The sequence below is a fragment of the Cryptosporangium sp. NPDC048952 genome (assembly GCF_043197895.1).
Lineage (GTDB): Bacteria > Actinomycetota > Actinomycetes > Mycobacteriales > Cryptosporangiaceae > Cryptosporangium.
In genome coordinates this window covers 976,595-1,001,773 of the sequence record NZ_JBICTY010000003.1, presented here as the reverse complement: position 1 = coordinate 1,001,773, position 25,179 = coordinate 976,595, and the positions used below count along the sequence as shown (strand labels likewise).

Sequence of the window (25,179 nt, the reverse complement as noted above, 5' to 3'; positions counted from 1 at the left end):
GACTCCTGAGCGCGTTACGGAACGACCCACGCCGTGACCGCGGCGACCAACGTCCCGTCGGCCTCGACACTCTCCACGTTCAGCCGCGCGAGTTTCGTCGAGAGCCGCTGCGGTTCGGCCGCGAGCCGCGACGTGAGGACACAGACCGTCGTGCCGGGCGTGGGCGACACCCAGCCGACGCCCGGGTCGGCGCGGATCGCGTTCACGCACCCGCCCGCCGACGCCTGCGGGTCGGCCACCACCGCGAATCGCGACGACTCGTCGAAGTCCAGGTGGAAGCCGTCGGCGCAGCTGCGGTAGGCCGCGTCGGCACCGGCCGGCGGCAGCACGCGGGGCTCGTCCAGGTCGACATCGGTGCCCTCGCACGTGCTCGGCTGCACCCGGACCAGCTGCGCGGAGTACGCCAGCTCGTAGTTGGCACCCGGATCGAGGCGGTCGGGATCCAGCGAAGGACTCGGCGAAGGTGGCGGCGTGGGTGACGCCGACGAGGGCGCGGGCACCACCGGCTGCGGGACAGCCTGCGTAGCTCCAGCCCACGCCACCGCGCTCGCCGCCGCACTGGCGGCCCGCTCGGCCGCGGACTCCGCCGTCGCCGCCCGCCCGACCGCGATGATTCCGGTGATCGTCGCGATGCCGCCGATCAGGATCGCCAGCACCGCGAGACCGAGCGCGACGGCGGGCAGACCTGCCGCCTCGAACGACCGCCCCATCCGCCGCGCCACGGAGTGCCGTCCGGGAGCCGGCTCCGGCTCGCCGCTGAACCCGAGAAAGCCGGTCTCCTCGGCCTCCTCGGGGTCGGTGACCGTTCGCCCGTACACCGTCGAGGATCGGCCGTAGACCGTGCCAGGACGCTCGTACGGCGATCCGTAGGGCACGTCGTACCGGGTCCAGTCAGGTTCATCGCTGTTGGGTTCCCGGAACTCAGGCTCCTGAAGGCTGCGCTCCACCGGGCCAAATCAAACCCGATTCACCCCATTCACCCCAATCCGACACGCTAGACGTTGCGTCGGTATTCGCCACCCACTTCGAAGAAGGCCTCGGTGATCTGACCCAGGCTGCACACCCGGGCGGCGTCCATCAGCACCGCGAACACGTTGTCACCGGCCATCGCGGCGTCCTTGAGGCGCTGGATCGCGTCGCGCGCCTCCGACCGGTGGCTCTCCTGGTACGCGCGCACCCGGTCGACCTGGGATCGCTTCTCGTCCTCGGTGGCCCGGGCGAGCTCGATCTCGCCGATCTCCTCGCCACCGGCCGGCGGCAGGAACGTGTTGACGCCGATGATCGGCAGCGACCCGTCGTGTTTGCGCTGCTCGTACAGCATCGACTCGTCCTGGATCCGGCCACGCTGGTAACCGGTCTCCATCGCGCCGAGCACACCGCCGCGCTCGGAGATGCGGTCGAACTCGGCGAGCACCGCTTCCTCGACCAGGTCGGTCAGCTCGTCGACGACGTAGGCGCCCTGCAGCGGGTTCTCGTTCACCGCGAGACCCCACTCGCGGTTGATGATCAGCTGGATCGCCAGGGCCCGCCGCACCGACGCTTCGGTCGGCGTCGTGATCGCCTCGTCGTAGGCGTTGGTGTGCAGGCTGTTGCAGTTGTCGTAGATCGCGGTCAGCGCCTGGAGCGTCGTTCGGATGTCGTTGAATTGCATTTCCTGGGCGTGCAGCGACCGCCCGGACGTCTGGACGTGGTACTTGAGCTTCTGGCTGCGCTCGTTCGCGCCGTACCGCTCCTTCATCGCGATCGCCCAGATCCGCCGGGCGACGCGGCCGAGCACGGTGTACTCGGCGTCCATGCCGTTGGAGAAGAAGAACGACAGGTTCGGCGCGAAGTCGTCGATGTCCATCCCGCGTGCCAGGTACGACTCCACATAGGTGAAGCCGTTGGCCAGCGTGAACGCGAGCTGGCTGATGGGGTTCGCCCCGGCTTCGGCGATGTGGTAGCCGGAGATGCTCACCGAGTAGAAGTTCCGGACCTGGTTCTGGATGAACCACTCCTGGATGTCGGCCATCATCTTCAGGCTGAACTCGGTGGAGAACAGGCACGTGTTCTGGCCCTGGTCCTCCTTGAGGATGTCGGCCTGGACGGTGCCCCGCACCTTCGTCAGCGCGTCCGCCGCGGTGCCGCCCTTCGCCATTTCCTGGTCGATCACCGTGTTGAGGAAGAACGCCAGGATCGTCGGCGCGGGGCCGTTGATCGTCATGCTCACCGACGTGGTGGGCGACGTGAGGTCGAAGCCGTCGTAGAGCGCCTTCATGTCGTCGAGGGTGGCGATCGAGACGCCCGACGTGCCGATCTTGCCGTAGACGTCCGGCGGGGTGTCGGGGTCGCGCCCGTAGAGCGTCACCGAGTCGAAAGCGGTGGACAGGCGGGTGGCCTCGCCGCCCTCGGAGAGGTACTTGAAGCGGCGGTTGGTGCGGAACGCGTCGCCCTCACCGGCGAACATGCGCGCCGGGTCTTCGCCCTCGCGCTTGAACGGGAACACGCCGGCGGTGAACGGGAACCGGCCCGGGAGGTTCTCCGCGCGCAGGAAGCGCAGGCGCTCGCCCTCGTCGTCGTAGCGCGGCAGGGCCACTCGGGGCACCTTCGTGCCGGAGAGGGTCTCTTTCCGCAGCACGGTACGGATTTCGCGGTCGCGGACCATCGTGACCAGTTCGTCGCCGGCGTAGTCGGCCTGTATTTGGGGCCAAGTCGCCAACAGCGCGTCCGCGTCGCGGTCGACGGCTGCGTCGTCGATGAGCTTCTGCAGGTCTGAGCTCGGCGCGCCCGCCGTTTTGAGGGCTTCGCCCGCGGCGACGAGATGAGCGCGGTGACGGACGGCGTCGACCTGTGCTTTTGTCGTAGCGTGGTACCCGCGGACCCCCTCGGCGATCTCGGCGAGGTACCGGACGCGGGTCGCGGGCACGATGGTCGAGGCGGCGGTGGAGGTCTTGCTCTCCGCGGTCGCGAGGACGCCCTCGCCGACCGGCAGGCCCTTCGGGGCGAGCTCGTCCCGAAGGTGCTGGTAGAGCGCGGTGACGCCGTCGTCGTTGAACGTCGCCGCGCTGGTGCCGAAGACCGGCATGTCGGCCCAGGCGACGCCGAACGCCTCGCGGTTGCGGACGAGCTGGCGGGCGACGTCGCGGCGGGCGTCCTCGGCGCCGCGGCGCTCGAACTTGTTGATCGCGACCGCGTCGGCGTAGTCGAGCATGTCGATCTTCTCGAGCTGGGACGCGGCGCCGAACTCGGGCGTCATGACGTAGAGCGAGGAGTCGACGAACGGGACGATCGCGGCATCGCCTTGGCCGATGCCGGGGGTTTCGACGATGACGAGGTCGAAGCCGGCGGCCTTGCAGATCTCGATGGCTTTTTCGAGCCCGTCGGGGAGTTCGCGGCCGGCTCGGCGGGTCGCCAGGGAGCGGAAGAACACGACGTCGCCGTCGAGGCCGTTCATGCGGATGCGGTCACCGAGCAGGGCGCCGCCACCGCGGCGGCGGGTGGGGTCGACGGCGAGTACGGCGATGCGGAGTTTGTCCTGCTGGTCGAGTCGGAAGCGGCGTACGAGCTCGTCGGTGAGCGACGACTTGCCCGATCCTCCGGTGCCCGTGATGCCCAGTACCGGTACCGTCCGGGCCCCCGCCCGGCTCGCGATCTCCGCGGTGAGCTCGGTCGAGAGCTCATCGACCTCAGCCATCGTGATGGCCCGTGCCACGGCTTTCGTCGCTCCGGTGAACAGCCCGTCCAGCGCAGCGCGCTGATCGATCCGCTCCGCATCCGCCGGACTCCCGACCGCCGCGGCCGCGCCACCACCCCCCGCGACCTCCTCCACCGCGCGTTCCGCCGGCACACCGGCCGCCGCAGCCGCCGCAGCCGCAGCCGCCGCCGCCGCCGCCGCAGGATCGGCGGGGGTGGGGTTTGTGGAGGCTACTGCGGCGGCGTAGGCGTCGGCGGTGGAGGGAGCCAGCGGCGACGGTGACGCGAGGTCGTAGTCGCAGGCGCGGATCATCGAGTTGATCATCGCGGCGAGGCCCATCTTCTGGCCGTCGGCGGGCGAGAAGATGCGGGCGACACCGCGCGAGTGCAGAAGCTCGATCTCCGCGGGGACGATCACTCCCCCACCACCCCCGAACACCTTGATGTGCCCGGCGCCGCGCTCGTTCAACAGCTCGACGAGGTAGCTGAAGTACTCCACGTGCCCGCCCTGGTAGGCACTGATCGCAACCCCTTGGACGTCCTCCTCGATCGCCGCGTTCACCACCTCCCGCACCGAGCGGTTGTGCCCGAGGTGGATCACCTCCGCCCCCTGCGATTGCAGGATCCGCCGCATGATGTTGATCGCCGCGTCGTGCCCGTCGAACAGGCTGGACGCGGTCACGAAGCGGACCGGGTTCACCGGTACGTGGAGCGACGGAGGCATGAGCGGATCCCGTCCCGAGGCAGTTACTTTGACTTCCTACTATCTGACTACCGATCAACAAAGTCCAGTTTCCGGCGGGCCCTATCTGTGCGCCATGACACGCGGGGTCCGGCTCGGAATCGACTTCGGCACCGCCCACACCGTCGCTGTTCTGCACCGACCCGGCCGCGAACCGCGCCTGCTCCTGTTCGACGGTTCGCCGCTCCTGCCGAGCGCCGTCTGCGCCGAACCCGACGGACGCCTGCTGGTCGGACGTGACGCGCTGCATGCCGGTTCGGGTTCGCCCGGCGCGTTCGAACCCAACCCCAAACGCTGTATCGACGACAGCATCGTGCTGCTCGGCGAGAACGAGATCGCGGTGACCGATCTGATCGGTGCGGTGCTCACCAGGGTCCGCGACGAGGCCGCCGCGACGTTGCGCGATACTCCGGACGAGATCGTGCTGACGTTCCCGGCGGCGTGGGGGCGACGCGCCGGGCGACGCTTCAGGCCGCAGCCGGGGGCGACGTCCGGCTGATGCCCGAGCCGGTCGCGGCTGCGCACCACTTCACGACCGTGACCGACGATCTCGCGGTCGGCGAGGCCGCACTTCGGCCGCGTGTTGATCTACACCGCGACAAAAGCCAGCGGCACCTGGTTCTACCTACGTAACGGAGCCAAGGACAACAGCGGCAAGCTGGCCCTGACCCCGGCGCCGGAGGATTACGTCTGCACCGGCAACAAGCTGACCGTCGGAGGGTCGGACTACTCGCAGGAGTTCACGCGCGTGAGTTGATCAGCTCCAGCAGCCGGGTGCGGGCACCGGCCAGGCTGGGGCCGTACCAGGTCAGGGAGCGGCCGTCGACGCAGGCGAACGGCGTGCCGCCGAACGCCTCCGGACCGTCGTCCGGCGTGAACTCGTACGGCTCGTCGGGCAGCAACACGAGGTCGACCGGCGGCAACGCGGCCGGGTCGAACTTCGGGTACCGCTCCGGACTGTCCCCCAGCACGTTCCGATACCCCAACCGCTCCACCACATCCCCCGCAAACGTGTCCGACCCCAACGCCATCCAAGGCCGCCGCCAGATCGGCACGACCACCGCCGGCACATCCCGGCCCGCGCCGGCAGCGCCGCTCGCGCCCACGGCGCCGCCCGGGCGGTCCGCGCCACGATCGGCCGGCTCGATCGGGACTTGCCACTCGTCGACAGCGGCTGTGAACCACTGTGGCGTCGGAAGTCCGAGCACGGAGAAGACTCTCGCGAGCGAGCGGAACGCGGCGGGGACCGTGCGGATGTCGGTCACGTAGACCGGGATGCCTGCCGCACGCAGCGCGGAGAGGTCCGGGGCGCGGTTCTCCTCCTGGTTCGCCAGCACCACGTCGGGCGCGAGCGCGACGATCGCCTCCACGTCCGGGTTCTTCGTGCCGCGAACCCGAGGAACGTCCAGGTCAGCAGGGTGACTGCACCAGTCGGTGACCCCCACCAGCAGCGACCGGTCGCTCGCCGCCACCGTCTCGGTGAGCGACGGCACGATGCTCACCACCCGCCGCACCCGATCGGACACGGTCACCGGTTCACCCAGGTCGTCCACCACCGTTGCCATCCCCGAACCGTAGGCCGATACGCTGCGAGCCATGGCCGCGCCGAGCTCGCTACCGTTCGACCCGGTCGAGGAAGCCGCCCGCAAATGGAGCGCCCGCTGGGACGAGACGGACGCGATGGCCGTCGCCACCTCGATCATGCGTGTGCAGCAGCTCCTGCTCGGACGCATCGAGGCCGCACTGCGCCCCTTGCAGCTCACGTTCGCCCGGTACGAGGCGCTGGTGCTGCTGTGTTTCAGCCGCAAGGGCAGCCTGCCGATGAGCAAGATGGGTCAGCGGCTCATGGTCCACCCCACGAGCATCACGAACATCGTCGACCGGCTGCAGGCGCAGGAGTTCATCCGGCGCGAGCCGCACCCGACCGACCGGCGCACGACGCTGGTCGTGATCACCGACGCCGGACGCGAGGTCACCGAGCGGGCCACGCAGGCGCTGGTCGAGGTGCGGTTCGCGCTCGACTCGCTCGACCCGGAGAAGATGCGCAGCCTCTACGATCTCCTGCGCGACGTCCGCCTGCACGCCGGCGACTTCCCGCCCGAGGACGGCGCGATGACCTGGCCCAACGCCTTCACCGATCCCGACTGACCGTCGCGAACAACTCGTCCCCGGGCAGTTTGGAGAACGCACCCGCCTCCGCCGCGTGGACCAACTCCACCACCGCCCGGTTGACCGGCGCATCAACCCCCGCCCGCTCGGCCAACCGCACCACCGCCCCGTTGAGGTACTCGATCTCGGTACGCCGACCCGCGTCCAGATCCTCGGCCATCGACGACCGCGCCTCCGGGTCGATCCGCAACATCGCCCCGGCCAACCGGGAGAACACCGCGTCCGGCACGCGCAGCAGCGTCGGCAGCGCGCTCGGCGGAACCTTCGTCACCCGCGCGGGCCGGATACCGGCCGCGCGCAGCGCCGCGAGCGCCTCCTCGACGAGTAACGCCAGCACGCGCCGGTAGGACCGCTGGGAGAGCTCGGCCCGCAGCGGCACCCCAGCCAGCGCGTTCACCGCGTTGTTGAGGTTGAGCAGCATCTTGCCCCACTGCACCGGGACGAAGTCCGCGCGCAGCGTCACCGGCAGGCCCGCGGCCGCGAACGACGGCAACCAGGGGTCCAACGCGTCGGTGCGCCCGGCCATCAGCCCACCCTCGGTCGCCCGGTGCAGCCGCCCCGGCGACGGAGAAACGACGTTGAACGGCACCATCCCCGGCACGACCTCGTAGTCCGGCAGACGCGTCTGCAGCACGTCGATGTTGCCGACGCCGTTCTGCAGGCTGAGCACCACCGGACGCTGCGGGGCGTGCGCGGCGAGGAGGTCGGCCGCGTCGCCGGTGTCGGCGCTCTTCACGGCGAGCAGCACGAGCCCGGCGTCGGCGAGCGCGGTCGCGTCCAGCGAGTAGTCGAGGGTGCCCGCCGGGATCTCGGTACGGCCGCCCTCGAGGTCGGTGAGGACGAGCGGCGCCTCGGTGTACCGGCGCATCCGCTCTCTGCCGATCAGCGCCACCTCGGCGCCGGCCGCATGCAGCGCTCCGCCGACGTAGAGACCGATCAGGCCCGCACCCAGCACGACGATCCGGCTTCGCACTCCGTTGCCCCTTTCACCGTAGGACCGCATTGTCCGAACCAGAGCCCCGTAAAGCGCAAATATCCCGCATGATGGACAGTGCTTGGCAGCAAATGACAACACGGTTCGACGTCAGATGGGTTGCTGTTCATCAGCAGCTGACAAGTCGCCTGCGCCGATCGTTGACCTCCCCTCTCGCCACCGCGCAGGGTGACAGAACACTGCAGAGGGAGCGTGAGCATGGACGCGGACGTCATCGTCGTCGGAAGCGGTCTGGCCGGGCTGGTAGCGACCACCGAACTGGCCGAGGCGGGTAAGTCGGTGATCCTGCTCGACCAGGAGCCCGAAGCCTCGTTCGGCGGCCAGGCGTTCTGGTCGTTCGGTGGCCTGTTCTTCGTCGACTCGCCCGAGCAGCGCCGGATGGGTATCCGCGACTCGCACGAACTGGCCTGGCAGGACTGGCTGGGCACCGCGGGCTTCGACCGCGAGGACGAGGACACCTGGGCCCGCCGCTGGGCCGAGGCGTACGTCGACTTCGCGGCCGGCGAGAAGCGCGCGTGGCTGCGCTCCCAGGGCGTCGGGATCTTTCCGCTGGTCAACTGGGCCGAGCGGGGTGGTTACGACGCCGCCGGGCACGGCAACTCGGTGCCGCGTTTCCACCTGACGTGGGGCACGGGGCCGGGGCTCATCGCGCCGTTCGTGCGCCGGGTGCGGGCGTCCGCCCACGTCTCGGTGAAGTTCCGGCACCGCGTCGACCTGCTGCTCACCGACAACGGCGCGGTCACCGGCGTCAGCGGCAGCATTCTAGCGCCGTCGAACGTCCGCCGCGGCGAGCCGAGCTCACGTGAGGTGGTCGGGGACTTCGCGCTGCGGGCGCAGGCCGTGATCGTCACGTCCGGCGGCATCGGCGGCAATCACGACCTGGTGCGCGAGAACTGGCCGAAGCGGCTCGGCACCCCGCCGAAGAGCATGCTCACCGGCGTCCCCGCGCACGTCGACGGGCGGATGCTCGGCATCACGGAGTCCGCAGGCGGCCGGGTCGTCAACCGCGACCGGATGTGGCACTACACCGAGGGCATCACGAACTGGGACCCGGTGTGGCCCAGCCACGGCATCCGGATCCTGCCCGGCCCGTCGTCGCTCTGGTTCGACGCCACCGGCAAGCGCCTGCCCGTACCGCTGTTCCCCGGCTTCGACACGCTCGGAACGCTGGAGCACATCACGCGCACCGGCCACGACCACACGTGGTTCGTGCTCACGCAGAAGATCATCGAGAAGGAGTTCGCCCTCTCGGGCTCCGAGCAGAACCCGGACCTGACCGGCAAGGACGTACGACTGCTCCTGCAGCGCGTGCGGTCGGGTGCACCCGGTCCGGTGGAAGCGTTCAAGAAGAACGGCGTCGACTTCGTCGTGGCGGACGCGCTGTCGGAATTGGTGGCGGGCATGAACAAGCTGACCGACACGCCCTTGCTGGACGCCGCCGACCTCGAGCGGCAGGTCACGGCCCGCGACCGGGAGATGGCCAACCCGTTCACCAAGGACCTGCAGATCACGGCGTTGCGCGGTGCCCGTTCGTACCGGGGTGACCGGCTCATTCGCGTGGCCGCGCCGCACCGGTTCCTCGATCCCTCCGCGGGGCCCCTGATCGCGGTGAAGCTGCACATCCTCACCCGCAAAACCCTGGGTGGTCTCCAGACCGACTTGTCGTCCCGTGTTCTCGGGGCGGACGGTTCGCCGATAACCGGGCTCTACGCGGCGGGCGAGGTCGCGGGGTTCGGCGGGGGTGGGATGCACGGCTACCGGGCGCTGGAAGGCACGTTCCTCGGGGGTTGCCTGTTCTCCGGACGCACGGCGGGGCGTGCCGCCGCGGTGGCCGTCGAATGATGTGGCGTTGGGCTCGTCCCGACGAGCCCAACGCCACACCGTTCCGGACGAAGCGCCCCGGTAGGTTCGGGGGGTGACAAACGTTGACGCGGAGGCCGTGGAGGCCGCCGCCGTGCGGTTGGGTTCGGTCGTCTCGCGCACGCCCCTGGAGCGCAACCTCCGCCTGTCGGCGCGCACCAGCGCCTCGGTCTGGCTCAAACGCGAAGACCTGCAGGTGGTGCGCTCGTACAAGGTGCGCGGCGCGTACAACCTGATCGCACAGCTCGACGAGGAGAGCCGGGCACGCGGCGTGGTCTGCGCCAGCGCCGGCAACCACGGGCAGGGCCTCGCGTACGCGTGCGCCGCGCTGGGCGTCAAAGGGAAGGTTTTTGTGCCCCGGCCGACGCCGCGGCAGAAGCGGGACCGTATCGCCGCACTCGGTGGTGCGGCGGTCGAGCTGATCGTCACCGGCGAGAGTTACGACGACGCGGCGGCCGCCGCCGCGGAGGACGCCGCCCGCACCGGAGCGACGCTCGCCCCCGCGTTCGACGACCCGCGCACGATTGCCGGTCAGGGCACCGTGCTGAAGGAGGCGTTCGAGCAGCTCGACGAGGTGCCGGACGTGGTCGTGATCCCGGTGGGTGGCGGTGGGCTGCTCGCCGGGTCGCTGGCGTGGCTGCGGGAGCGGTATCCCGCCGTGCGCGTGGTGGGTGTGGAGCCCGCGGGCGCCGCGGGGATGGCGGCGGCGTTCGCGGCGGGTGGGCCGGTTCCGCTGGCCGAGCTCGACGGGTTCGTCGACGGGGCGGCGGTGCGGCGGGTCGGTGACCTGACCTATCCCCTGGTGAAGGGGACGGAACTGGTTGCGGTGCCCGAGGGGCAGGTGTGTGTCGAGATGCTGGAGCTGTACCAGTCCGACGGCATCATCGCCGAGCCGGCCGGGGCGTTGGCGCCCGCTGTGTTGGGAACCGTGCTGAACATCGAGCCGGACTCGACTGTGCTGTGTGTGCTGTCCGGTGGGAACAACGACGTGAGTCGGTACGCCGAGGTCGTCGAGCGGGCGCTGGTGCACGAAGGGCGCAAGCATTACTTCCTGGTGGAGTTCCCGCAGGAACCGGGTGCGTTGCGGCGGTTCCTCGACGAGGTGCTCGGGCCGGATGACGACATCACGTTGTTCGAGTACGTGAAGCGGAACAATCGGGAGACCGGGCCTGCGCTGGTGGGGATCGAGCTCGGGCGCGCGGACGATCTGGAGCCGTTGCTCAAGCGGATGGGTGAGGCGCCGTCTCGGATCGAGCGGGTGGAGACCGACAGCCCTCTGTTCAGATTCCTCGTCTGAGGAGCGCGAGCTGGTCGCGTTGGGTGGGTAGGTCGAGCGCGGCGATGCGGATCACGAGGTGCTCGACGCCGTCGTACCGGCCGAGCACCTCGCGGATGTGCTCGGGCGACCCCGCGATCAGGAGCTGGATCGTCTCCACCACCTCGAGCGGCATCCCGTACGCGGCACGCACGTACACATCCAGCGCTGCGCGCCCCCCATCACCGATGAGCACTGAGGCGAACAGCGCCGGGGTGACAGCCCGACCGGCCGCGAGAGCGCCGGCCGCTGGTGCGCCGGGCGCATGCACGGCGGGCGCGGCGGCGGCGATGGTGGCTAGGCCCCTCGCGTAGGTGCCCGGCTGCGGTGGGTACGGGAGCCAGCCGTCGTAGTGGCGGGCTACTCGGGCGAGCGCGGACGGGCTCGCGCCGCCCAGCCAGATAGGCGGGCCGCCGGGGCGCGAAGGGGGCAGCACCGGCGGCACCTCCACGCCCCCGACGAACGCGGTTTCCCCCGCCCAAAGCCGCCTCCACAGCGCCACCGTGTCATCGAGCCGAGCGAACCGACGCTCCCACGGCACCTCCGAGATCGCATACTCCCGTTCCGACCGGTTCGGAAACCCGGCCCCGACCGCGATCGTCAGCCGCCCACCCGACAACCGATCGAGCGACGCAAGCGCGTGCGCCGCCTGCACCGGACGCCGAAACGCCGGCAACAGCGTCGCCGCGCCCAGACCGATCGTGCTCGTCACCGCGGCAACTCCCGCCAGCGTCGTCAACGGCTCCACCACCGGACGCAGCAGCGTGTCCCCCACCCACAGCGAGTCGACCCCGAGCCGCTCCGCCTCCACGGCGAGGTCGAGCAGCGCCCGCGGGTCGTCGCCCTCCGCCCATCCGGGCAACGTCGTCGGAAGGACGTATCCAAGCTTCGTCATGCTGTCAGCATCAGCAGCCCGACAATTCCCTCAAGGGAATCGACGCTGCTGGTAGACACCGAGGCATGGACTTCCCGACGGCGCTCCGCACCCGGCGACGCGGCCGCAACGTCAGCCAGCTCCAGCTGGCGATCAGAGCCGGAACCACCCAGCGCCACCTGAGCTTCCTCGAGAGCGGCCGATCCGCCCCGGGCCGCACCCTCGTCGTGCGTCTGGCCGAGTCCCTCGACCTCCCCCTCCGCGAGCGCAACGAACTGCTCGCCGCCGCCGGCTACACCCCCGCCTACCCCGAGACCCCGCTCTCCGAACTGCCCGCCGTACGGACGGCTCTCCGCCACGTCCTGGCCGGCCACGAGCCCTATCCCGCCGTCGTCGTCGACCGTTACGGCACTCTGGTCGACGCCAATCGAGCGCTCGGGATGCTCACCCGGGGAGTGGCAGCGGAGCTGCTGGATCCCCCGGTGAACGTGTACCGGCTGGCCCTGCACCCGGACGGGATGGCGCCGCGGATCCGCAACTTCGGGCAGTGGGCGCACCATGTCGTGGACCGGGCGCGACAGGAGCTCGCCACCCATCCCTCGCCGCGGCTGGCCGAACTCGTCGACGAACTCACCGGCTACGTGCCCGCCCGCGAGGTCCGCGCCGATCACGTCGGCTTCGCGGTGCCGCTGCACCTCGACGACCTGCACCTCACCACCACCGTGACGACCTTCGCGACCGCGCTGGACGTCACCGTGGCCGAGCTCAAACTCGAAGCGTTCCTGCCCGCCGACGAACAGACAGTGACACGGCTACAAGCGTCGAACGCTTAGGGTGTGCCGGTGAAACCGTTCCTGTTGCTCGCCACCCGCGCCGACGACGCCGCGGCCGACGAAGAATACGCAGCGTTCCTGCGCTTCTCCGGACTGGACGAACGCGACCTGCGTCGGCACCGCCTCGAGCGCACCCCGCTCGGCGACGTCGACCTGGACGACTGGTCCGGCATCCTCCTCGGTGGCGGCCCGTTCAACGTGTCCGACCCCGCCGCGAAGAAAACACCGGTGCAGAACCGCGTCGAAGCCGAGCTGAGCGCGCTGATCGAACGCATCGTCGACGCGGATTTCCCGTTCCTCGGCGCCTGCTACGGCATCGGGACGCTCGGCGGTTCGCAGGGGGCGCTGGTCGACCGCACGTACAGCGAGCCGGTCGGCGCGGTCGAGGTCAGCGTCGTGGCGCCGGATCCGCTGTTCGACGGCGTCCCCCAGCTATTCCAGGCTTTCGTCGGCCACAAGGAAGCGATCAGCGTGCTGCCCCCGCACGCGACGCTGCTGGCGAGCTCGCCGACCTGCCCGGTGCAGGCCTTCCGGATCGGCCGGCACGTGTACGCGACGCAGTTCCACCCCGAGTTGGACGCCGAGGGGCTGTGCACCCGCGTCGACGTCTACAAGTACGCCGGCTACTTCAAGCCCGAGGAAGCCGACGAGATCAAGGCCCTCGCTCGCGCCAGCGACGTGCGCCATCCCCCGGCCGTGCTCCGCGCGTTCGTCGACCAGCACACCCGGGCGGCAGCACGCGCCTAGCCCAGCAGCGCGGCGTAGTGAACGGTCGTCGGCGTCACGCGGATGACGACGCGGGTCTCGTCGTCGGACTCGTTCGGCGGGTCCACGCCGAGGTACTTCCGCGAGAGAAGCGCCGGAAGTTCCTTGGCGGGATCCCCGGACACGACAGCGGTTCCGCGCACCTCGGCGGACGTGTACGGGTTCGTCTCGTCGTGGATCGTGACGCTCACCCGGGCGTCGCGCGCGATGTTGCGTGCCTTCTTGCGGTGCTCCAGCGCCGAGAACAGCAGGTCGTCGCCGTCGCGCAGCACCCACAGCACGCTCGACTGCGGCGACCCGTCGGGGTTGACCGTCGCGAGCGTGGCGAAGTTCCGGGCGTCGAAGAGGGCGTTCACGTTCGGATCCATGCCGCTCATCGTCGCAGGAATAGTTCCGTAGCGGAAGGTTCCGTTGCGGACTTTATCGCTCGAGCCGCGCCCGGTACGACGCCGGGATGAGTTCGCGCAGCTCGTCGGGGAGCAGCGGCAGGTCGAGCAGGCTGAGCTTCACGTAGCTCCGCTGCCGGTGGATCTCCGAGTTCAGCCGCACGACCAGTCCGGCGCGCGGCTGCAACCGCACCTCCACGGATGTGCCGCCGCCGACGTGAGCGAGCGCCCGCCCGTCCACCTCGACCGTCACGTCGCCGGAATCCGGCAGCAGGTCGAACCGGACGGGCTCGTCCACGGACACGACGAGCGACCGCGAGATGCCCGACAGCGGCGCGATCGGCGTCACGATCTGGCATTGAGTAGCGGGAGAGATCACCGGGCCACCGGCCGCGTAGTTGTAGGCCGTGGAGCCGGCCGGGGTCGAGAGCACGAGCGAGTCGCAGCGGTAGTAGCCGTAGCGCTGCCCGTCGACCGCGAGCGACGCCGCCACCACCCCGGAGCCGGGCTGACGCACCAGCGCGACGTCGTTGAACGCGACCAGCTCACGCCCGTCGACGATCAGCCGCAGGCAGCTGTGCGCCTCGACCGTGAAGTCCTCCGCGGAGAGCCGGTCGAGCGCGGCCGAGAGTTCCGTCGGGTCCACCTCGATCAGGAACCCGAGCTTGCCCAGGTTGACGCCGAGGACCGGCTTCGGGTCGTCGGCGACCAGGCGGAGCGCGCCGAGCATCGTGCCGTCGCCGCCGATGCTGACCAGGGCGTCGGTGCGGGCCACGAACTCGTCCGGGTCGAGGGCCTGCACGCCGGCGGGTGCCCGGTCGGCGTCGGCCTCGCCGACGTACACGACGAACTCGTGCTTCGCCGCCCACTCGACGATGGTCGACGCCACCGGCGTCACGTTCTTCGTCGGATGGAACACCAGGCCCAGCGCGATCTTCTCCATGCCCCTACCTCATCACGCCGGGAAGCCAGCGCGGGATGCGGAGCGACAGCGCCAGGATCGGCACCACGGCGAGGGCGGTCAGCAGCGGGAGCGACACGGTGCCCGCGGCGGCGCCGAACGCCGCGTAGATCGCCAGCGCGACAACCTCCTCCCCGACGTTCGCGACCGAGGTCACGGTGGCGCGCGGACCGGTCAGGGTCTCCTGGAGCCGAGCAGAAGCAACAACAATGCCAAAGCCCACGAGCCCGAATCCGACGCCCAGCGCGACGAATCCGAGCGGGTGGCGGATCAGGGCCCCGGCACCGAACAGCGTGGCACCGAGGGTGACCAGTGCCGCGAGCCGGCGCGGGCCGATGTCGCCGAGGCGGCCACCGAGCTCGGCGCCGATCGTGTAGCCGGCGGTGGGGACGAGCAGGAGGAGTGGCAGGGTCGCCGGGGAGCCGAGGTCGGCGGCGAGGAGGCCGAAGTACTCCTCGACCGCGGTGGCGCCGCCGAGCACCACCACGACGAGCACCACCCGCCCGACGACCCGGTTGATGACCGCTTCCCGAATCCCGGCCCGGAGCGTGTCCAGATAGCCCGGCTGTGCAGCGCCGATCCTCGGCGGAGGGACACCTTTGGGCAGGCGGGAGGCCAGGGCTGTGGTGAACAGGCAGACGGCCACCGACGCCCAGCCGACGAGGGTGTAGCCGCCGAGCGCCATCAGCGGCGCGGCGAGCGCGGTACCGGCGAGCGAACCGGCCGCCGCCAGTGCTTCCGCGCGGCCGAGGAAGCGGGCGTACCGGTCGGCGGTGCCGTAGCGGGTGAGCTCGTCGTAGACGAGCGCCTCCCACGTCCCGGACGTGACCGCACCGCTCGCACCCCAGAGCACGAACCCCAGCGCGAAGCCGGAGAACGTCGGCCAGAGGATCCACGACGCGAACGCCCCGGCACGGACCAGCAACCCGACGACCAGCAGGGAACGCCGCGGAACCCCGATGCCTGGACCCGCCGGATCAGCCGGTGGGTGGGGTCCTGGTTACTGCTGCGGAATCAATGTCGCATGCTGGAATCGTCGCACGCTTCACCGCGTCGCGGCGAGGCGTTGTGCCATCGGCGGGATGTCTCCGGCGGGAAGGACGGCCTCGATGAACACCATCTTGTCGGGGTGCGCGCTCGCGTGGGCCAGGGCGGTGCGGAGTTCGCGGCGGCACGTGGCCCGGTACGTGTGCGCGTGCGGCGCCATCGACCGCACCAGCCCGCTCCAGTTCCACGGCGCGACGTCGGCATAGGACGCATCCGGACTGCGCAGCATCCGCTCGGTCGTGTACCCCGCGTTGTTCACCACGACGACGACCGGCGCGAGACCGTTCGTCGACATCGTGCCGAGTTCCTGCACTGTCATCTGGGCGGCACCGTCGCCGATCACGAGCACCGGGCGCCGGACCGGCTCCGCGAGCCCGGCGCCGAGCGTCGCGGGCAGCGTGTACCCGCTCGAGCTCCACACCGGCTGCGCGAGGAACGCGGTGTTGGGCGGGAACGTGATGCTCACCGCGCCCCAGAACGCCGTGCCAATCTCCGCGAGCAGCGTGGAGTTCGCCGGTAGCCACTCCTCGAGGCTCTCCCAGAGCGAGATCTGCGTCAGCGCGTCGGTGACCGGTCCGTGGCTCTCCTCGGCGCGGTAGCCGAGCACCGCCGACGCCGGGAGCCCGGCTGCGGGCAGCGTGGCGTATTCGCTGGCCAGGCCGGTGAGCGCGGCGAGGGCGGCGCGCATCGGCACGCCGTCGAACGTCTGGTTGGCCACGCTGGCCGAGGTGCCCCGGATGTCGATGGTGGCGGCCGGTTCGGTGCGCGCGGTGAACGCACCCGCGACGACGTCGGTCATCAGCGTGCCGACGGTGATCAGCACGGCGGCCTGATCGACGGCGTGCCGCGCCGACTTGACGCCCAGGTCGCCCCAGTAGACCCCGGCGAAACACGGGTGGTCCTCGTTCACGCAGCCCTTGCTCGAGACGAGCGTGACGAACGGCAGCGGTCCCGCTTCGACCAGGGCGCGCAGCTCCCGCGTCGCGGCCCGTCGCTCCACCTCGTGCCCAGCGACGACGGTGACCTGCCCGTCCTTGGCCTTGAGCAGGTTGCGCGCGGCGTTCGCGAACGCGGCGAGCGCGGCGGCGTCGACGTGGGTCGTCCGGAGGGGCGTCGCGAGGCGCTCGGCGTCGGTTTTCGTGTGCGCCACGTCGGCCGGCACGCTCAGGTACACCGGGCGGCTCGTCTCGAGCGCGACGGCGAGCGCGGCGTCGATCTGCTCAGCGGCCCGCTCGTGCGTGAGGACCTCGGTCGCCGCGGTGACCTCGCGGTAGGCGCGGGCGAAGTGCCCCAGGTCGCCGTCGGCGAGCGTGTGGTGCAGGAGTTTCCCGTCCGCGCCGGCGGCCGGCGAACCCGTGATCTGGACGACGGGCACCTGCTCGGCGTAGGCGCCGGCGATCGCGTTGAGGCAGCTCAGCTCGCCCACGCCGTACGTGGTGACCACCGCGGCGAGCCCGCGGCGGCGGGCGTACGCGTCGGCGGCGTACCCGGCGTTGAGCTCGTTGGGCGAGCCGACCCACCGCTGCTGGCCGCCTGCCAGCAGACCGTCGATCAGATCGACGTTGAAGTCGCCGGGGACGCCGAACAGGTGCGCCACGCCGTTCTGTCGTAACCGCTCGGCCAGATATCCGGACACCGTGACCTCGCGCATCTGCTTGACGCTGCCGTTCGGGGGTCAGAACGGCAAGATGAGGGGCGTTGACTGAGCAAAATGCTTCGTCTTCTCCGTCTGGAGGGCTGGCTGTTGAGCGAAACGCGCATCGTCGACCGCACCGACGCCGCCATCGTGCTGGCGCTGGACGCCTCGCCGCTCGCCACGACCACCGCGATCGCGGACTCGCTCGGGTTCGCGCGGAACACGGTCCAGAGCCGGCAGCGGCGGTTGGAGTCGGACGGGTCGTTGGCGCCGCCGTCGAGTCGGCTGCGGTTGGGTGCGTTGGGGTACCAGTTGCTGGCGTTCGTGTCGATCCAGATCAGTCAGGGGGAGCTCGACCCGACGGTGGAGGCGCTGTCGGCGATACCGGAAGTGCTGGAGTTGCATGCGGTCACCGGTGACGCGGATCTGATCGCGCAGGTGGTGGCGTTGGATCCCGAGGATCTGCACCGGGTGACTCGGTTGATCGTGGGGTCGTACGGGGTGATGCGGACGAGTACGAGCCTGGCGGCTCGGGAGCTGATTCCGCGGCGGATGGGGCCGCTGTTGGAGCGGTACCTGGGGTAGCGAACGGCCCGGGAACCGTGGGTTCCCGGGCCGGTGAGACGGACTGTCGGCGCTGTCAGTGCTCGGTGTGCTCGCGGCGGAAGCGGCTCAGGCTGCTGCTGAGTCGGCTGCCGAGGCCGCCGTGGCCGGAACCGTCCCGGTCCGGGTCCTGGTCCTGCCGCGTCGGCGTCGATCCATCGTTGACAGCAACCCGCTCGGCAGGGGTTGCGGCGTCGTGGTCGCGGGCGGCGGCGTCGCGGGCCTCGCGGTCGCGCTCGACGCGGGCGACGCGCTCACGGGTGTAGCCGTCGCGGCCGTCGTCGGCGGCGGTGTCCCGCACCGCGCGACCGTTGTTGTCACCACGTCCCCGAAGCAGCCGGGCCCGGCTCTCGCCGTCCACCCGCTCCTCGCCGCGAACGGCCTCGTCGACCCGCTCGTCCCGACGCCCGTCGACGTACGCAGCAGCGCGCTCGTCGCGGCGCGTATCGGCGTCGGGGGTGCGGTCCGTGCGGCGGCGGTCGCGGTCGGCGTGGACGCCGTCCTCACGCAGTGCGTTCTCGTGCGCGGAGTCCACATCGTGCATCCGCGCGTCACCGGGCGCACCGTCCGGATCCAGATCCGGGGCGAGCTTCCGCGCCTGCTGCGCGAGCCGCTCAGCCTCGGCGTGCTCGGCGTCAGCCTTGCGGGTCCGCTCCGCGGCCTCACGCTCGTCGCGAGCGAGCTCCCGCTCGAGCTCGGCGCGGCGCGCCTTCGCCTGCGCGATCTGCTGCGCGGCGGCCGCACGCTCCGCCTCGGCCCGAGCCGCCCGTGCCTTGGATTCCTCGAGGTGCTCCTGCGCCTTCAGCCGGCGCTGTTGCGCCCTCGCGCTACTCCGCCGCGAAACCACGACCGCGACTACGGCGAGTGCTAAGAGCACGACCACGACGAGGACGATGGTGAGCCGAATCGACATGGCGGCCTCCGTCCATCTCGAAGTATTGCTGTCGAGACCCCGGGTACCCGCGTCCACCGAGAAGTAAAGATTCTCCGCTCAGGCGCGATCGACGCCGGACACCGGCTCGCGCACGTACCGCATGAGTCCCTCCTGCGTGACCGCGGCGACGAGCCGCCCCCGCCGGTCGAAGATCTGCCCCTGCGTCAACGCCCGCCCGAACCCCGCGGCCGGGGACGTCTGGTCGTAGAGCAGCCAGTCGTCGGCCCGGAACGGCTGCAGAAACCAGAGCGCGTGATCCAGCGACGCCCCCTGCGTCTTCGCACCGGGGTGCGGCACCCGCGCCGACCCGAGCAGCGACATGTCGCTCAGGTACGTCAGCACGCACACGTGGAACACCGGGTCGGCCGGGAGCGTGTGCTTGTAGCGGATCCAGATCTGCTGCTGCGCGGCCGCTCCCGGCACCCGCGCGACCGAGTTCGCCGGCACCGACCGCAGGTCCCAGTCGGGCCACTCGCGGGCGTGCCACGCCGCGATCTCGCCCTGGACGCCGGTGGGGTCCGGGAGGTCCTCGGGGAACGGCACGTCCGGCATCGAGTCCTGGTGCTCCGGACCCTCGTCCTGCACGTGGAACGACGCCGACATGAAGAAGATCGCCTTGCCGCCCTGGACACCGGTCACCCGACGGGTGGCGAACGACCGTCCGTCCCGGATCCGGTCGACGAGGTACACGGTCGGGACGTCGGGTTTGCCGGGCCGGATGAAGTAGCCGTGCAGCGAGTGGACGAGGTAACCGTCGGCGACCGTGCGGACCGCCGCTACCAGCGCCTGAGCGGCGACCTGCCCACCGAAGGTCCGCTGGAGGAAAGTGTCCGGGGTGCTGCCCCGGAAGATGTCGTCCTCGATCCGCTCGATCTCCAGGACCTCATGGATGGTCGCCACCCGCACTACCATGCCATTCGAACGAACGTACGAGACAATAGAGCCATGGACCGCCTACTCGAGGCGAACGAGCGGGCCGCCGCGTTCTACGCCGGCCGACTCGCTCGGCTGGCGTGTGGTCCACCCGTCGATTACCTGCGGAGCCGCGGTATCCCGCGGGCGCTGGCTCGCGCGCGCCCCTGGCGGCTCGGGTACGCGCCGTGGGGTCGCACCGCACTGATCGATCACCTCGATCGGCTCGGGTTCACGCCGGACGAGCTGGTCACGGCGGGTCTTGCCGTGGCGCGTCGCGGGCGTCTCGTCGACGCGTTCCGTAACCGGGTCATGTTCCCGATCCGGGATCGGGACGGGGTCACGCACGCGTTCGTCGGCCGCGACCTGTCCGGCAACCCCCGGGTCCCGCGCTACCGCAACAGCGCCACGACCCCCGTCTACACCAAGAGCAACCACCTCTACGCCCTCTCCGAGACCTGCCCGTCCACCGCCGCAACGGTGGTGATCGTGGAGGGGCCCGCGGATGCCGTGGCGTTGTCGCGGTTACCGGTGGGAGCGGAGGGCCGGTGGGTGGCGGTGTCCACGTGTGGCACCGCGCTGACCAACGGGCAGGTGGACCTGCTCAGCTCGGCGGTCGCGCCGGGCACCGCGGTGGTGGTCTGCTTCGACCCCGACACCGCAGGCCGGCGCGCCGCCGACCGCGCGTACCAGCTGCTGCGCGGCTGGGACGGCCCGGTCGACGCGATCGCACTCCCACCCGGCACCGATCCGGCGGCGTTGATCGCCCGCTCCGGCCCGAAAGCCGCCGACCGCATCCTCCGGGAGTCCCGCACCTCGCTCCTGGCGGCCCTGGTCGAGGCACGCCTCGCCGACCGCCGCCTCGACGAGATCGAGGGCCGCGTCACCGCCCTCTACGCCGCCGGCGCCCTCCTCCGTGACGCGGGGCACCGGGACACGCCCCTGCTCCCCCGCATCGCCCACTCGCTGAGCGTCCGCCTAGGCATTGACGGAACCACCGTCTTCGAGAACCTCTACAGCCCGAACCTTTCGGCCAACAACGTCCGGTGATGGAGCGGGTCACCGAACAGCAACTGGGCCGACTTGGCGCGCTTGAAGTACAGGTGGGCGGGGTGCTCCCAGGTGAACCCGATCCCGCCGTGCACCTGGATGTTCTCCGCCGCCACGGAGAAGTACGCCTCCCCCACGTACGACTTCGCCAGCGACGCCACGGCCGCCAACGACTGGTCGCCCGACGCCGCCACCGCCGCAGCGTGATAAGCGGCCGACCGCGACCCCTCCACCGCCACGAGCATGTCCGCACACTTGTGCTTGATCGCCTGGAACGACCCGATCGGCCGCCCGAACTGCAGCCGCTCCTTCGCGTACGAGGTGGCCTGCGCCAACACGGCCCGCGCCCCGCCGACGCTCTCGTTCACCAGCGCGACGCACGCCAGCCGCAACACGTGCTCCAGCACTTCGTCGGCCGAGCCCTCGGTCCCGATCAACCGGGCCGAGACCCCGTCGAGAACGATGTCGGCCTGCTTCCGGGTGAGGTCCATGGTGGACAACGGGTGCACCGACAGCCCCGGCGCGCCCTTCTCCACCGCGAACAGCGACGGCCCCGCGTCCGCGCAGGCGACAACCAGCAACAGGTCCGCCAGGGCACCGTCGAGGACGAAGTGCCGCGAACCGCTGAGCGTGTACCCGGCGGGCGTGCTCGTGGCCTCGACCGCTCCGTCGAACTGAGCGGTGTAGTTGGCGTACGCGAGGGTGGCGATGGTCGTGCCGCTCGCGATGCCCGGCAGCAGCTCCTTCTTCGCCTCTTCGTCGTCCGAGGAAAGAAGGGCGGAAGCCGCGAGCACGGCGGACGCGAAGAACGGCGAGGGCAGCAGCGCTGCCCCCATCTCTTCCAGCACCAGGCACAACTCGACGAAACCGAACCCGGAGCCGCCGTACTCCTCCGGGATGTGGATGCCCTGTAACCCGAGCTGCTCGCCCATCTGCTTCCAGACGGCCGGGTCGTAGCCCTCGTCGGTCTCCATGAACCGGCGCACGTTCGCTTCCGGCGAGGTGCGCTCGAGGAACGTCCGGACCGTGCGCCGCAGTTCTTCCTGCTCCTCGGAGAAAACCGTCATCGCGGCACGTCCTTCCACGCCACACCCTTGTCGACCCGGACGTCACCGGGCAGACCGAGCACTCGTTCCCCCAGGATGTTGCGGAGCACTTCCGACGTGCCCCCCTCGATCGTGTTGGCGCGCGTCCGCAGGAAAACGGTCTGCGTGGACGGGATCCCGCCGCTGCCGTAGGGCAGTGTGGGACGGCGCATCTCGTAGTCCGGGATCAGCGTGCCGGACGCCCCGAGCAGGTCCAGTTGGAACTCGGCCGCCCGCCGGTTGAACTCGGCGGAGGCCAGCTTCAGGACCGAGCCTTCCGGGCCGGGCTTGCCGCGGTTGCCCCCGGCGGCCGCGCGGACCGCCGTGAGGTAGTTGATGTTCGCCTCGATCCAGAGGCGGACCGCCTGGTCGCGCCGCACGGGGTTGCCCTCGCCGCGGGAGGCCGCGACGCGGTAGCCCTCGAGGAGGTCGGCGCCGGGCTCGTCGCGGGTCGCGATCGCACCGCCGAGCGAGACGCGCTCGTTCATCAGCGTGGTCGTGCCCACGCGCCAACCCGCCCCGACGTCGCCGAGCCGATCGCTGTCGGGCACCCGTACGCCGTCGAAGAACACCTCGTTGAACTCGGCTGCGCCGGTCATCTGCCGGAGCGGCCGTACGTCCACTCCCGGCGCTTTCATATCGACGAGAAACGCGGTGATGCCGTTGTGTTTGGGCACGTCGGGGTCGGTGCGTGCCAGGATGAGACCGTAGCTGGCGAGGTGGGCGAACGAAGTCCAGACCTTCTGACCGTCGAGGATCCAGTCGTCGCCGTCGCGGCGGGCGCGGGTGGCCAGGCCGGCGACGTCGGAGCCCGCGGAGGGCTCGCTGAACAGCTGACTCCAGACCTCTGCGCCGGTGTAGAGCGGGCGGAGGTACCGCGCGCGCTGCTCGGGGGTGCCGTGGGCCAGGATCGTCGGGCCGCACATGCCGATGCCGATGGGATTGTACGAGCCCGGGTGTGGCGCCCCGGCCTCGGTCAGGCGCTGTTCGACGAGCCCCTGGAGTGCGGGGTCTTCGTTGCGGCCCCCGTCGGCCGGATCGACCCAGACCCAGGCGAGGCCGGCGTCGAACCGCGCGCCGAAGAACTCGTGCGGGTCGGTGGTGGCAGGGGGGTGCTCGCGGAGTAACGCGTCGATCGCGGCGTTGAGCTGCTCGGAGGACAACGGCGTCTCCTTCCCGGTGAGGGCTACTTTGTGCCCCTCCGCCCGAAGTTAACAGACGTTCCACGCCCACCTGAAGCGCTTCAAAAAGCGGTGCCCCCGCGCCAAAGGCGCGGGGGCACCGCTCTTGCTTGAAACCTGGAGCCCGCTCAGGGCAACGCTGCCAGTCGAGCGCGGACCCGCCGCGTATAGGTGATACTCAAGGGTTCGCGCTCGCCTGGCAGCGTTGTTCTGAGCGGGCCGCCCACCTAGTGAACGATCACCGGGGGTGCGGCGTCGGACTGGTCGTCGAGGAGGTGGGACTCCTCCTTCTTGCGAGGGAGGAAGAGCGCCGCGACGAACGTGACGACGACGAGGGCGAGGGCCACCCAGTAGGTGCTCGCGAACGCGTCGGCCGCCTGCGACAGACCCTGGTCGACGGCCTGCTGGCCACCGATCTGCTCGACCAGCCGCGGGTCCTGCTGGGCCGCGATCGCCGGCAGCGCGAGCTGCGAATCCTTCAGACCGTTGGTCAGGATCACCGACATCACCGCGACGCCGACCGAGCTCGCGATCTGCTGGGTGATGTTCAGCAGCGTCGAACCCCGGGCCACCTCGTGGCTGGTCAGCGTCCGCAGCGCGCTGGTCATGATCGGCATCATCGTGAGGCCCATACCGAGACCCAGCACGAACAGCCAGGCGATCAGGACGCCGTACGACGTGTCGGCGGCGATCTGCGTGAGACCGAACATGCCGATGGCGATAGCGACCAGCCCGAACGGCACGATCCGGCCGACCGGCATCTTGTCACTCAGCATGCCCGAGATCGGCATCGTGACCATCGCGCCCAGCCCCTGCGGCGCGACCAGCAGGCCGGCCATCAGCACGGACTCACCGCGGATCTGCTGGAAGTACGTCGGCACCAGCAGCAGTCCACCGAAGAACGCGATCGCGAACAGGAACATCGTGACGATGCTGGCCGCGAGGTTGCGGTTGCGGAACAGCCGCAGGTCGAGCAGCGGGTGCTTCGGCTTGAACGAGTAGATGACGAACGCGACGACCAGCAGGAGACCGATCAGCGCCGGGATCCAGACCTTGTTCGCGGTGAACGAGCCCTCACCCGGGATCGAGGAGACGCCGTAGAGGAACAGCGCGAGACCCGGGGACATCATCAGCATGCCGACGAAGTCGAACGACTCGGACGGCTGGGCGTTGTCGGCCGGGAGCACGACCTGCGAGTAGATCAGCGCGCCGATACCGATCGGGACGTTGATCAGGAAGATCCAGTGCCAGCTCGCCGCGTCGATCAGCCAGCCGCCGAGGATCGGGCCTCCGATCGGGCCCAGCAGCATCGGCACACCGAGGATCGCCATCAGGCGGCCCATGCGCTTCGGACCGGCGGCCCGGGTCATGATGGTCATGCCGAGCGGCATCAGCATGCCGCCACCGAGTCCCTGCAGGACCCGGAAGCCGATCAGCGCTTCGATGTTCCACGCGGCGGCGCAGAGCGCGGAGCCGGCGGTGAACAGCGCGATCGCCGTCATGTAGAGGCGCTTGGTGCCGAACCGGTCGGCCGCCCAACCGGTGAGCGGGATCACGGTGGCGAGCGCCAAGGTGTACGCCGTGACCGTCCACGCCACCCGGGCGTAGTCCAGCGGGGCGTCGACCGAGCCGAACTCGGTCTGGAACGTCGGTAGGGCAACGTTCACGACCGTGATGTCGAGAATCGACATGATCGCGCCGAGGACGACGACCCCGGCGACCTTGAGTATGTCGGGAGTGATCTTGTCGTCGTTGGCTGTGGCTACGTCTGCCATGAGTACTTTCCCTCGCCGATCCGCAGGGCAGGTCCGATTAATTTTACGCTCGTTAGATTCTTACTGCATCGATGCACCAAATAAAAACCGAATTTGTGTCACGGTCCGTCACAGCAGGCGACGCCCGGATGAACAACCGGCCCGGCCGAGCGGCGTATTCCCACTATCGGCAGGTTCCTTGCATCGGCCAAACAATCTGGGCCGACGCTACCCCACGTGGGTTTCGACGACATTCCGGGCCGGTGCCGACGTGCGATCGCGCCGATGACCGGGACGGTGGCGATGAGCAGGCCGGTCAGCGGTCTCCGGTCGAGTCCGATACCGGCTGAGTCGCACAACGGACAGCATCCGCGCCTCCGGACGCCCGGACGGCGGCCTAAGGTGA

The 25,179-nt window shown here is 70.3% G+C and carries 23 protein-coding genes; 9 read left to right on the top strand and 14 right to left on the bottom strand.

Going from position 1 to position 25,179, the window contains the following annotated elements; genetic code table 11:
- Positions 1–14 precede the first annotated feature (14 nt).
- Together ACGFY5_RS20675 and icmF are read right to left on the bottom strand one after the other, a co-directional pair.
- Positions 15–875 (bottom strand): hypothetical protein, encoded by an 861-nt coding sequence (locus tag ACGFY5_RS20675; protein WP_392721927.1) that lies wholly within the window; start codon positions 873–875, stop codon positions 15–17.
- Positions 876–994: 119 nt separating this feature from the next.
- Positions 995–4,396 (bottom strand): fused isobutyryl-CoA mutase/GTPase IcmF, encoded by a 3,402-nt coding sequence (gene icmF, locus ACGFY5_RS20670; RefSeq protein WP_392721926.1) that lies wholly within the window; start codon positions 4,394–4,396, stop codon positions 995–997.
- A 94-nt stretch (positions 4,397–4,490) separates the two neighbouring features.
- On the opposite strand from icmF, the gene ACGFY5_RS20665 reads away from it, so the two are divergent.
- Positions 4,491–4,913, top strand: coding sequence for a hypothetical protein (locus ACGFY5_RS20665; RefSeq protein WP_392721925.1), 423 nt, complete (start codon positions 4,491–4,493; stop codon positions 4,911–4,913).
- An 81-nt stretch (positions 4,914–4,994) separates the two neighbouring features.
- Positions 4,995–5,171, top strand: a complete 177-nt coding sequence (locus ACGFY5_RS20660; RefSeq protein ID WP_392721924.1) for a hypothetical protein — start codon at positions 4,995–4,997, stop codon at positions 5,169–5,171.
- On the opposite strand, the gene ACGFY5_RS20655 is transcribed toward ACGFY5_RS20660, so the two are convergent.
- The gene (locus tag ACGFY5_RS20655; RefSeq protein WP_392721922.1) at positions 5,155–5,979 is read right to left on the bottom strand and encodes a helical backbone metal receptor; all 825 of its coding nucleotides are present in this window, start codon (positions 5,977–5,979) and stop codon (positions 5,155–5,157) included. The genes ACGFY5_RS20660 and ACGFY5_RS20655 overlap by 17 nt on opposite strands.
- Before the next feature lie 31 nt (positions 5,980–6,010).
- Here ACGFY5_RS20655 and ACGFY5_RS20650 point away from each other — a divergent pair, with 31 nt between their 5' ends.
- Entirely contained in the window at positions 6,011–6,562 is a 552-nt protein-coding gene (locus ACGFY5_RS20650) for a MarR family winged helix-turn-helix transcriptional regulator (RefSeq protein ID WP_392721920.1), read from the top strand.
- Here the strand turns inward: ACGFY5_RS20650 and ACGFY5_RS20645 are convergent.
- On the bottom strand, positions 6,546–7,586 hold the full coding sequence (locus ACGFY5_RS20645) for a 2-dehydropantoate 2-reductase (protein ID WP_392721918.1): 1,041 nt from the start codon (positions 7,584–7,586) through the stop codon (positions 6,546–6,548). The two genes, ACGFY5_RS20650 and ACGFY5_RS20645, sit on opposite strands and share 17 nt — an antisense overlap.
- 189 nt (positions 7,587–7,775) lie before the next feature.
- On the opposite strand from ACGFY5_RS20645, the gene ACGFY5_RS20640 reads away from it, so the two are divergent.
- Together ACGFY5_RS20640 and ilvA are read left to right on the top strand one after the other, a co-directional pair.
- Positions 7,776–9,419 (top strand): FAD-binding dehydrogenase, encoded by a 1,644-nt coding sequence (locus ACGFY5_RS20640; protein ID WP_392721916.1) that lies wholly within the window; start codon positions 7,776–7,778, stop codon positions 9,417–9,419.
- A gap of 73 nt (positions 9,420–9,492) precedes the next feature.
- Positions 9,493–10,734, top strand: a complete 1,242-nt coding sequence (gene ilvA / locus ACGFY5_RS20635) for a threonine ammonia-lyase IlvA (protein ID WP_392721915.1) — start codon at positions 9,493–9,495, stop codon at positions 10,732–10,734.
- On the opposite strand, the gene ACGFY5_RS20630 is transcribed toward ilvA, so the two are convergent.
- Positions 10,718–11,647: an LLM class flavin-dependent oxidoreductase gene (locus ACGFY5_RS20630; RefSeq protein WP_392721914.1), complete on the bottom strand. Its 930-nt coding sequence runs from the start codon at positions 11,645–11,647 to the stop codon at positions 10,718–10,720. The genes ilvA and ACGFY5_RS20630 overlap by 17 nt on opposite strands.
- A gap of 65 nt (positions 11,648–11,712) precedes the next feature.
- Between ACGFY5_RS20630 and ACGFY5_RS20625 the strand changes: the two genes are divergently transcribed.
- Both ACGFY5_RS20625 and ACGFY5_RS20620 read left to right on the top strand, forming a co-directional pair.
- Entirely contained in the window at positions 11,713–12,459 is a 747-nt protein-coding gene (locus ACGFY5_RS20625; RefSeq protein ID WP_392721912.1) for a helix-turn-helix domain-containing protein, read from the top strand.
- 9 nt (positions 12,460–12,468) lie between these two features.
- On the top strand, positions 12,469–13,206 hold the full coding sequence (locus tag ACGFY5_RS20620; protein WP_392721911.1) for a glutamine amidotransferase: 738 nt from the start codon (positions 12,469–12,471) through the stop codon (positions 13,204–13,206).
- Here the strand turns inward: ACGFY5_RS20620 and ACGFY5_RS20615 are convergent.
- From ACGFY5_RS20615 to ACGFY5_RS20600, 4 genes are all read right to left on the bottom strand, one after another.
- A complete protein-coding gene (locus tag ACGFY5_RS20615) occupies positions 13,203–13,592 on the bottom strand; it encodes a PPOX class F420-dependent oxidoreductase (protein ID WP_392721910.1) in 390 nt (129 codons plus the stop codon). The two genes, ACGFY5_RS20620 and ACGFY5_RS20615, sit on opposite strands and share 4 nt — an antisense overlap.
- A 52-nt stretch (positions 13,593–13,644) precedes the next feature.
- On the bottom strand, positions 13,645–14,553 hold the full coding sequence (locus tag ACGFY5_RS20610) for an NAD(+)/NADH kinase (protein ID WP_392721908.1): 909 nt from the start codon (positions 14,551–14,553) through the stop codon (positions 13,645–13,647).
- 4 nt (positions 14,554–14,557) lie between these two features.
- Entirely contained in the window at positions 14,558–15,496 is a 939-nt protein-coding gene (locus ACGFY5_RS20605; RefSeq protein WP_392721907.1) for an MFS transporter, read from the bottom strand.
- Between the two features lie 120 nt (positions 15,497–15,616).
- Positions 15,617–17,269 carry an alpha-keto acid decarboxylase family protein gene (locus tag ACGFY5_RS20600; protein ID WP_392721905.1) on the bottom strand — a complete coding sequence of 551 codons (1,653 nt, stop codon included), beginning with the start codon at positions 17,267–17,269 and terminating at the stop codon, positions 15,617–15,619.
- 60 nt (positions 17,270–17,329) lie between these two features.
- Here ACGFY5_RS20600 and ACGFY5_RS20595 point away from each other — a divergent pair, with 60 nt between their 5' ends.
- Positions 17,330–17,839, top strand: a complete 510-nt coding sequence (locus tag ACGFY5_RS20595) for an Lrp/AsnC family transcriptional regulator (protein WP_392721904.1) — start codon at positions 17,330–17,332, stop codon at positions 17,837–17,839.
- A gap of 55 nt (positions 17,840–17,894) precedes the next feature.
- Here the strand turns inward: ACGFY5_RS20595 and ACGFY5_RS20590 are convergent, their stop codons facing one another.
- Both ACGFY5_RS20590 and ACGFY5_RS20585 read right to left on the bottom strand, forming a co-directional pair.
- On the bottom strand, positions 17,895–18,770 hold the full coding sequence (locus ACGFY5_RS20590; RefSeq protein ID WP_392721902.1) for a hypothetical protein: 876 nt from the start codon (positions 18,768–18,770) through the stop codon (positions 17,895–17,897).
- 78 nt (positions 18,771–18,848) lie between these two features.
- The gene (locus tag ACGFY5_RS20585; RefSeq protein WP_392721901.1) at positions 18,849–19,691 is read right to left on the bottom strand and encodes an acyl-CoA thioesterase; all 843 of its coding nucleotides are present in this window, start codon (positions 19,689–19,691) and stop codon (positions 18,849–18,851) included.
- 45 nt (positions 19,692–19,736) lie between these two features.
- Here ACGFY5_RS20585 and ACGFY5_RS20580 point away from each other — a divergent pair, with 45 nt between their 5' ends.
- Complete coding sequence (locus tag ACGFY5_RS20580) at positions 19,737–20,753, top strand: toprim domain-containing protein (protein ID WP_392721899.1); 1,017 nt, start codon at positions 19,737–19,739, stop codon at positions 20,751–20,753.
- Here ACGFY5_RS20580 and ACGFY5_RS20575 read toward each other — a convergent pair.
- From ACGFY5_RS20575 to ACGFY5_RS20565, 3 genes are all read right to left on the bottom strand, one after another.
- A complete protein-coding gene (locus tag ACGFY5_RS20575) occupies positions 20,717–21,820 on the bottom strand; it encodes an acyl-CoA dehydrogenase family protein (RefSeq protein WP_392721897.1) in 1,104 nt (367 codons plus the stop codon). The genes ACGFY5_RS20580 and ACGFY5_RS20575 overlap by 37 nt on opposite strands.
- On the bottom strand, positions 21,817–23,001 hold the full coding sequence (locus ACGFY5_RS20570) for an acyl-CoA dehydrogenase family protein (RefSeq protein WP_392721896.1): 1,185 nt from the start codon (positions 22,999–23,001) through the stop codon (positions 21,817–21,819). The genes ACGFY5_RS20575 and ACGFY5_RS20570 overlap by 4 nt, the downstream gene beginning before the upstream one ends.
- Before the next feature lie 245 nt (positions 23,002–23,246).
- Positions 23,247–24,794: a DHA2 family efflux MFS transporter permease subunit gene (locus tag ACGFY5_RS20565; protein ID WP_392721895.1), complete on the bottom strand. Its 1,548-nt coding sequence runs from the start codon at positions 24,792–24,794 to the stop codon at positions 23,247–23,249.
- Positions 24,795–25,179: the final 385 nt, after the last annotated feature.

Excerpts from the sequence above, each read along its gene's own strand:
- icmF (WP_392721926.1), bottom strand. The coding sequence starts at position 4,396 with ATGCCTCCGTCGCTCCACGTACCGGTGAACCCGGTCCGCTTCGTGACC.
- ACGFY5_RS20665 (WP_392721925.1), top strand. The coding sequence starts at position 4,491 with ATGACACGCGGGGTCCGGCTCGGAATCGACTTCGGCACCGCCCACACC.
- ACGFY5_RS20655 (WP_392721922.1), bottom strand. The coding sequence starts at position 5,979 with ATGGCAACGGTGGTGGACGACCTGGGTGAACCGGTGACCGTGTCCGAT.
- ACGFY5_RS20650 (WP_392721920.1), top strand. The coding sequence starts at position 6,011 with ATGGCCGCGCCGAGCTCGCTACCGTTCGACCCGGTCGAGGAAGCCGCC.
- ACGFY5_RS20645 (WP_392721918.1), bottom strand. The coding sequence starts at position 7,586 with ATGCGGTCCTACGGTGAAAGGGGCAACGGAGTGCGAAGCCGGATCGTC.
- ACGFY5_RS20640 (WP_392721916.1), top strand. The coding sequence starts at position 7,776 with ATGGACGCGGACGTCATCGTCGTCGGAAGCGGTCTGGCCGGGCTGGTA.
- ACGFY5_RS20630 (WP_392721914.1), bottom strand. The coding sequence starts at position 11,647 with ATGACGAAGCTTGGATACGTCCTTCCGACGACGTTGCCCGGATGGGCG.
- ACGFY5_RS20625 (WP_392721912.1), top strand. The coding sequence starts at position 11,713 with ATGGACTTCCCGACGGCGCTCCGCACCCGGCGACGCGGCCGCAACGTC.
- ACGFY5_RS20615 (WP_392721910.1), bottom strand. The coding sequence starts at position 13,592 with ATGGATCCGAACGTGAACGCCCTCTTCGACGCCCGGAACTTCGCCACG.
- ACGFY5_RS20610 (WP_392721908.1), bottom strand. The coding sequence starts at position 14,553 with ATGGAGAAGATCGCGCTGGGCCTGGTGTTCCATCCGACGAAGAACGTG.
- ACGFY5_RS20600 (WP_392721905.1), bottom strand. The coding sequence starts at position 17,269 with ATGCGCGAGGTCACGGTGTCCGGATATCTGGCCGAGCGGTTACGACAG.
- ACGFY5_RS20595 (WP_392721904.1), top strand. The coding sequence starts at position 17,330 with ATGCTTCGTCTTCTCCGTCTGGAGGGCTGGCTGTTGAGCGAAACGCGC.
- ACGFY5_RS20590 (WP_392721902.1), bottom strand. The coding sequence starts at position 18,770 with ATGTCGATTCGGCTCACCATCGTCCTCGTCGTGGTCGTGCTCTTAGCA.
- ACGFY5_RS20580 (WP_392721899.1), top strand. The coding sequence starts at position 19,737 with ATGGACCGCCTACTCGAGGCGAACGAGCGGGCCGCCGCGTTCTACGCC.
- ACGFY5_RS20575 (WP_392721897.1), bottom strand. The coding sequence starts at position 21,820 with ATGACGGTTTTCTCCGAGGAGCAGGAAGAACTGCGGCGCACGGTCCGG.
- ACGFY5_RS20565 (WP_392721895.1), bottom strand. The coding sequence starts at position 24,794 with ATGGCAGACGTAGCCACAGCCAACGACGACAAGATCACTCCCGACATA.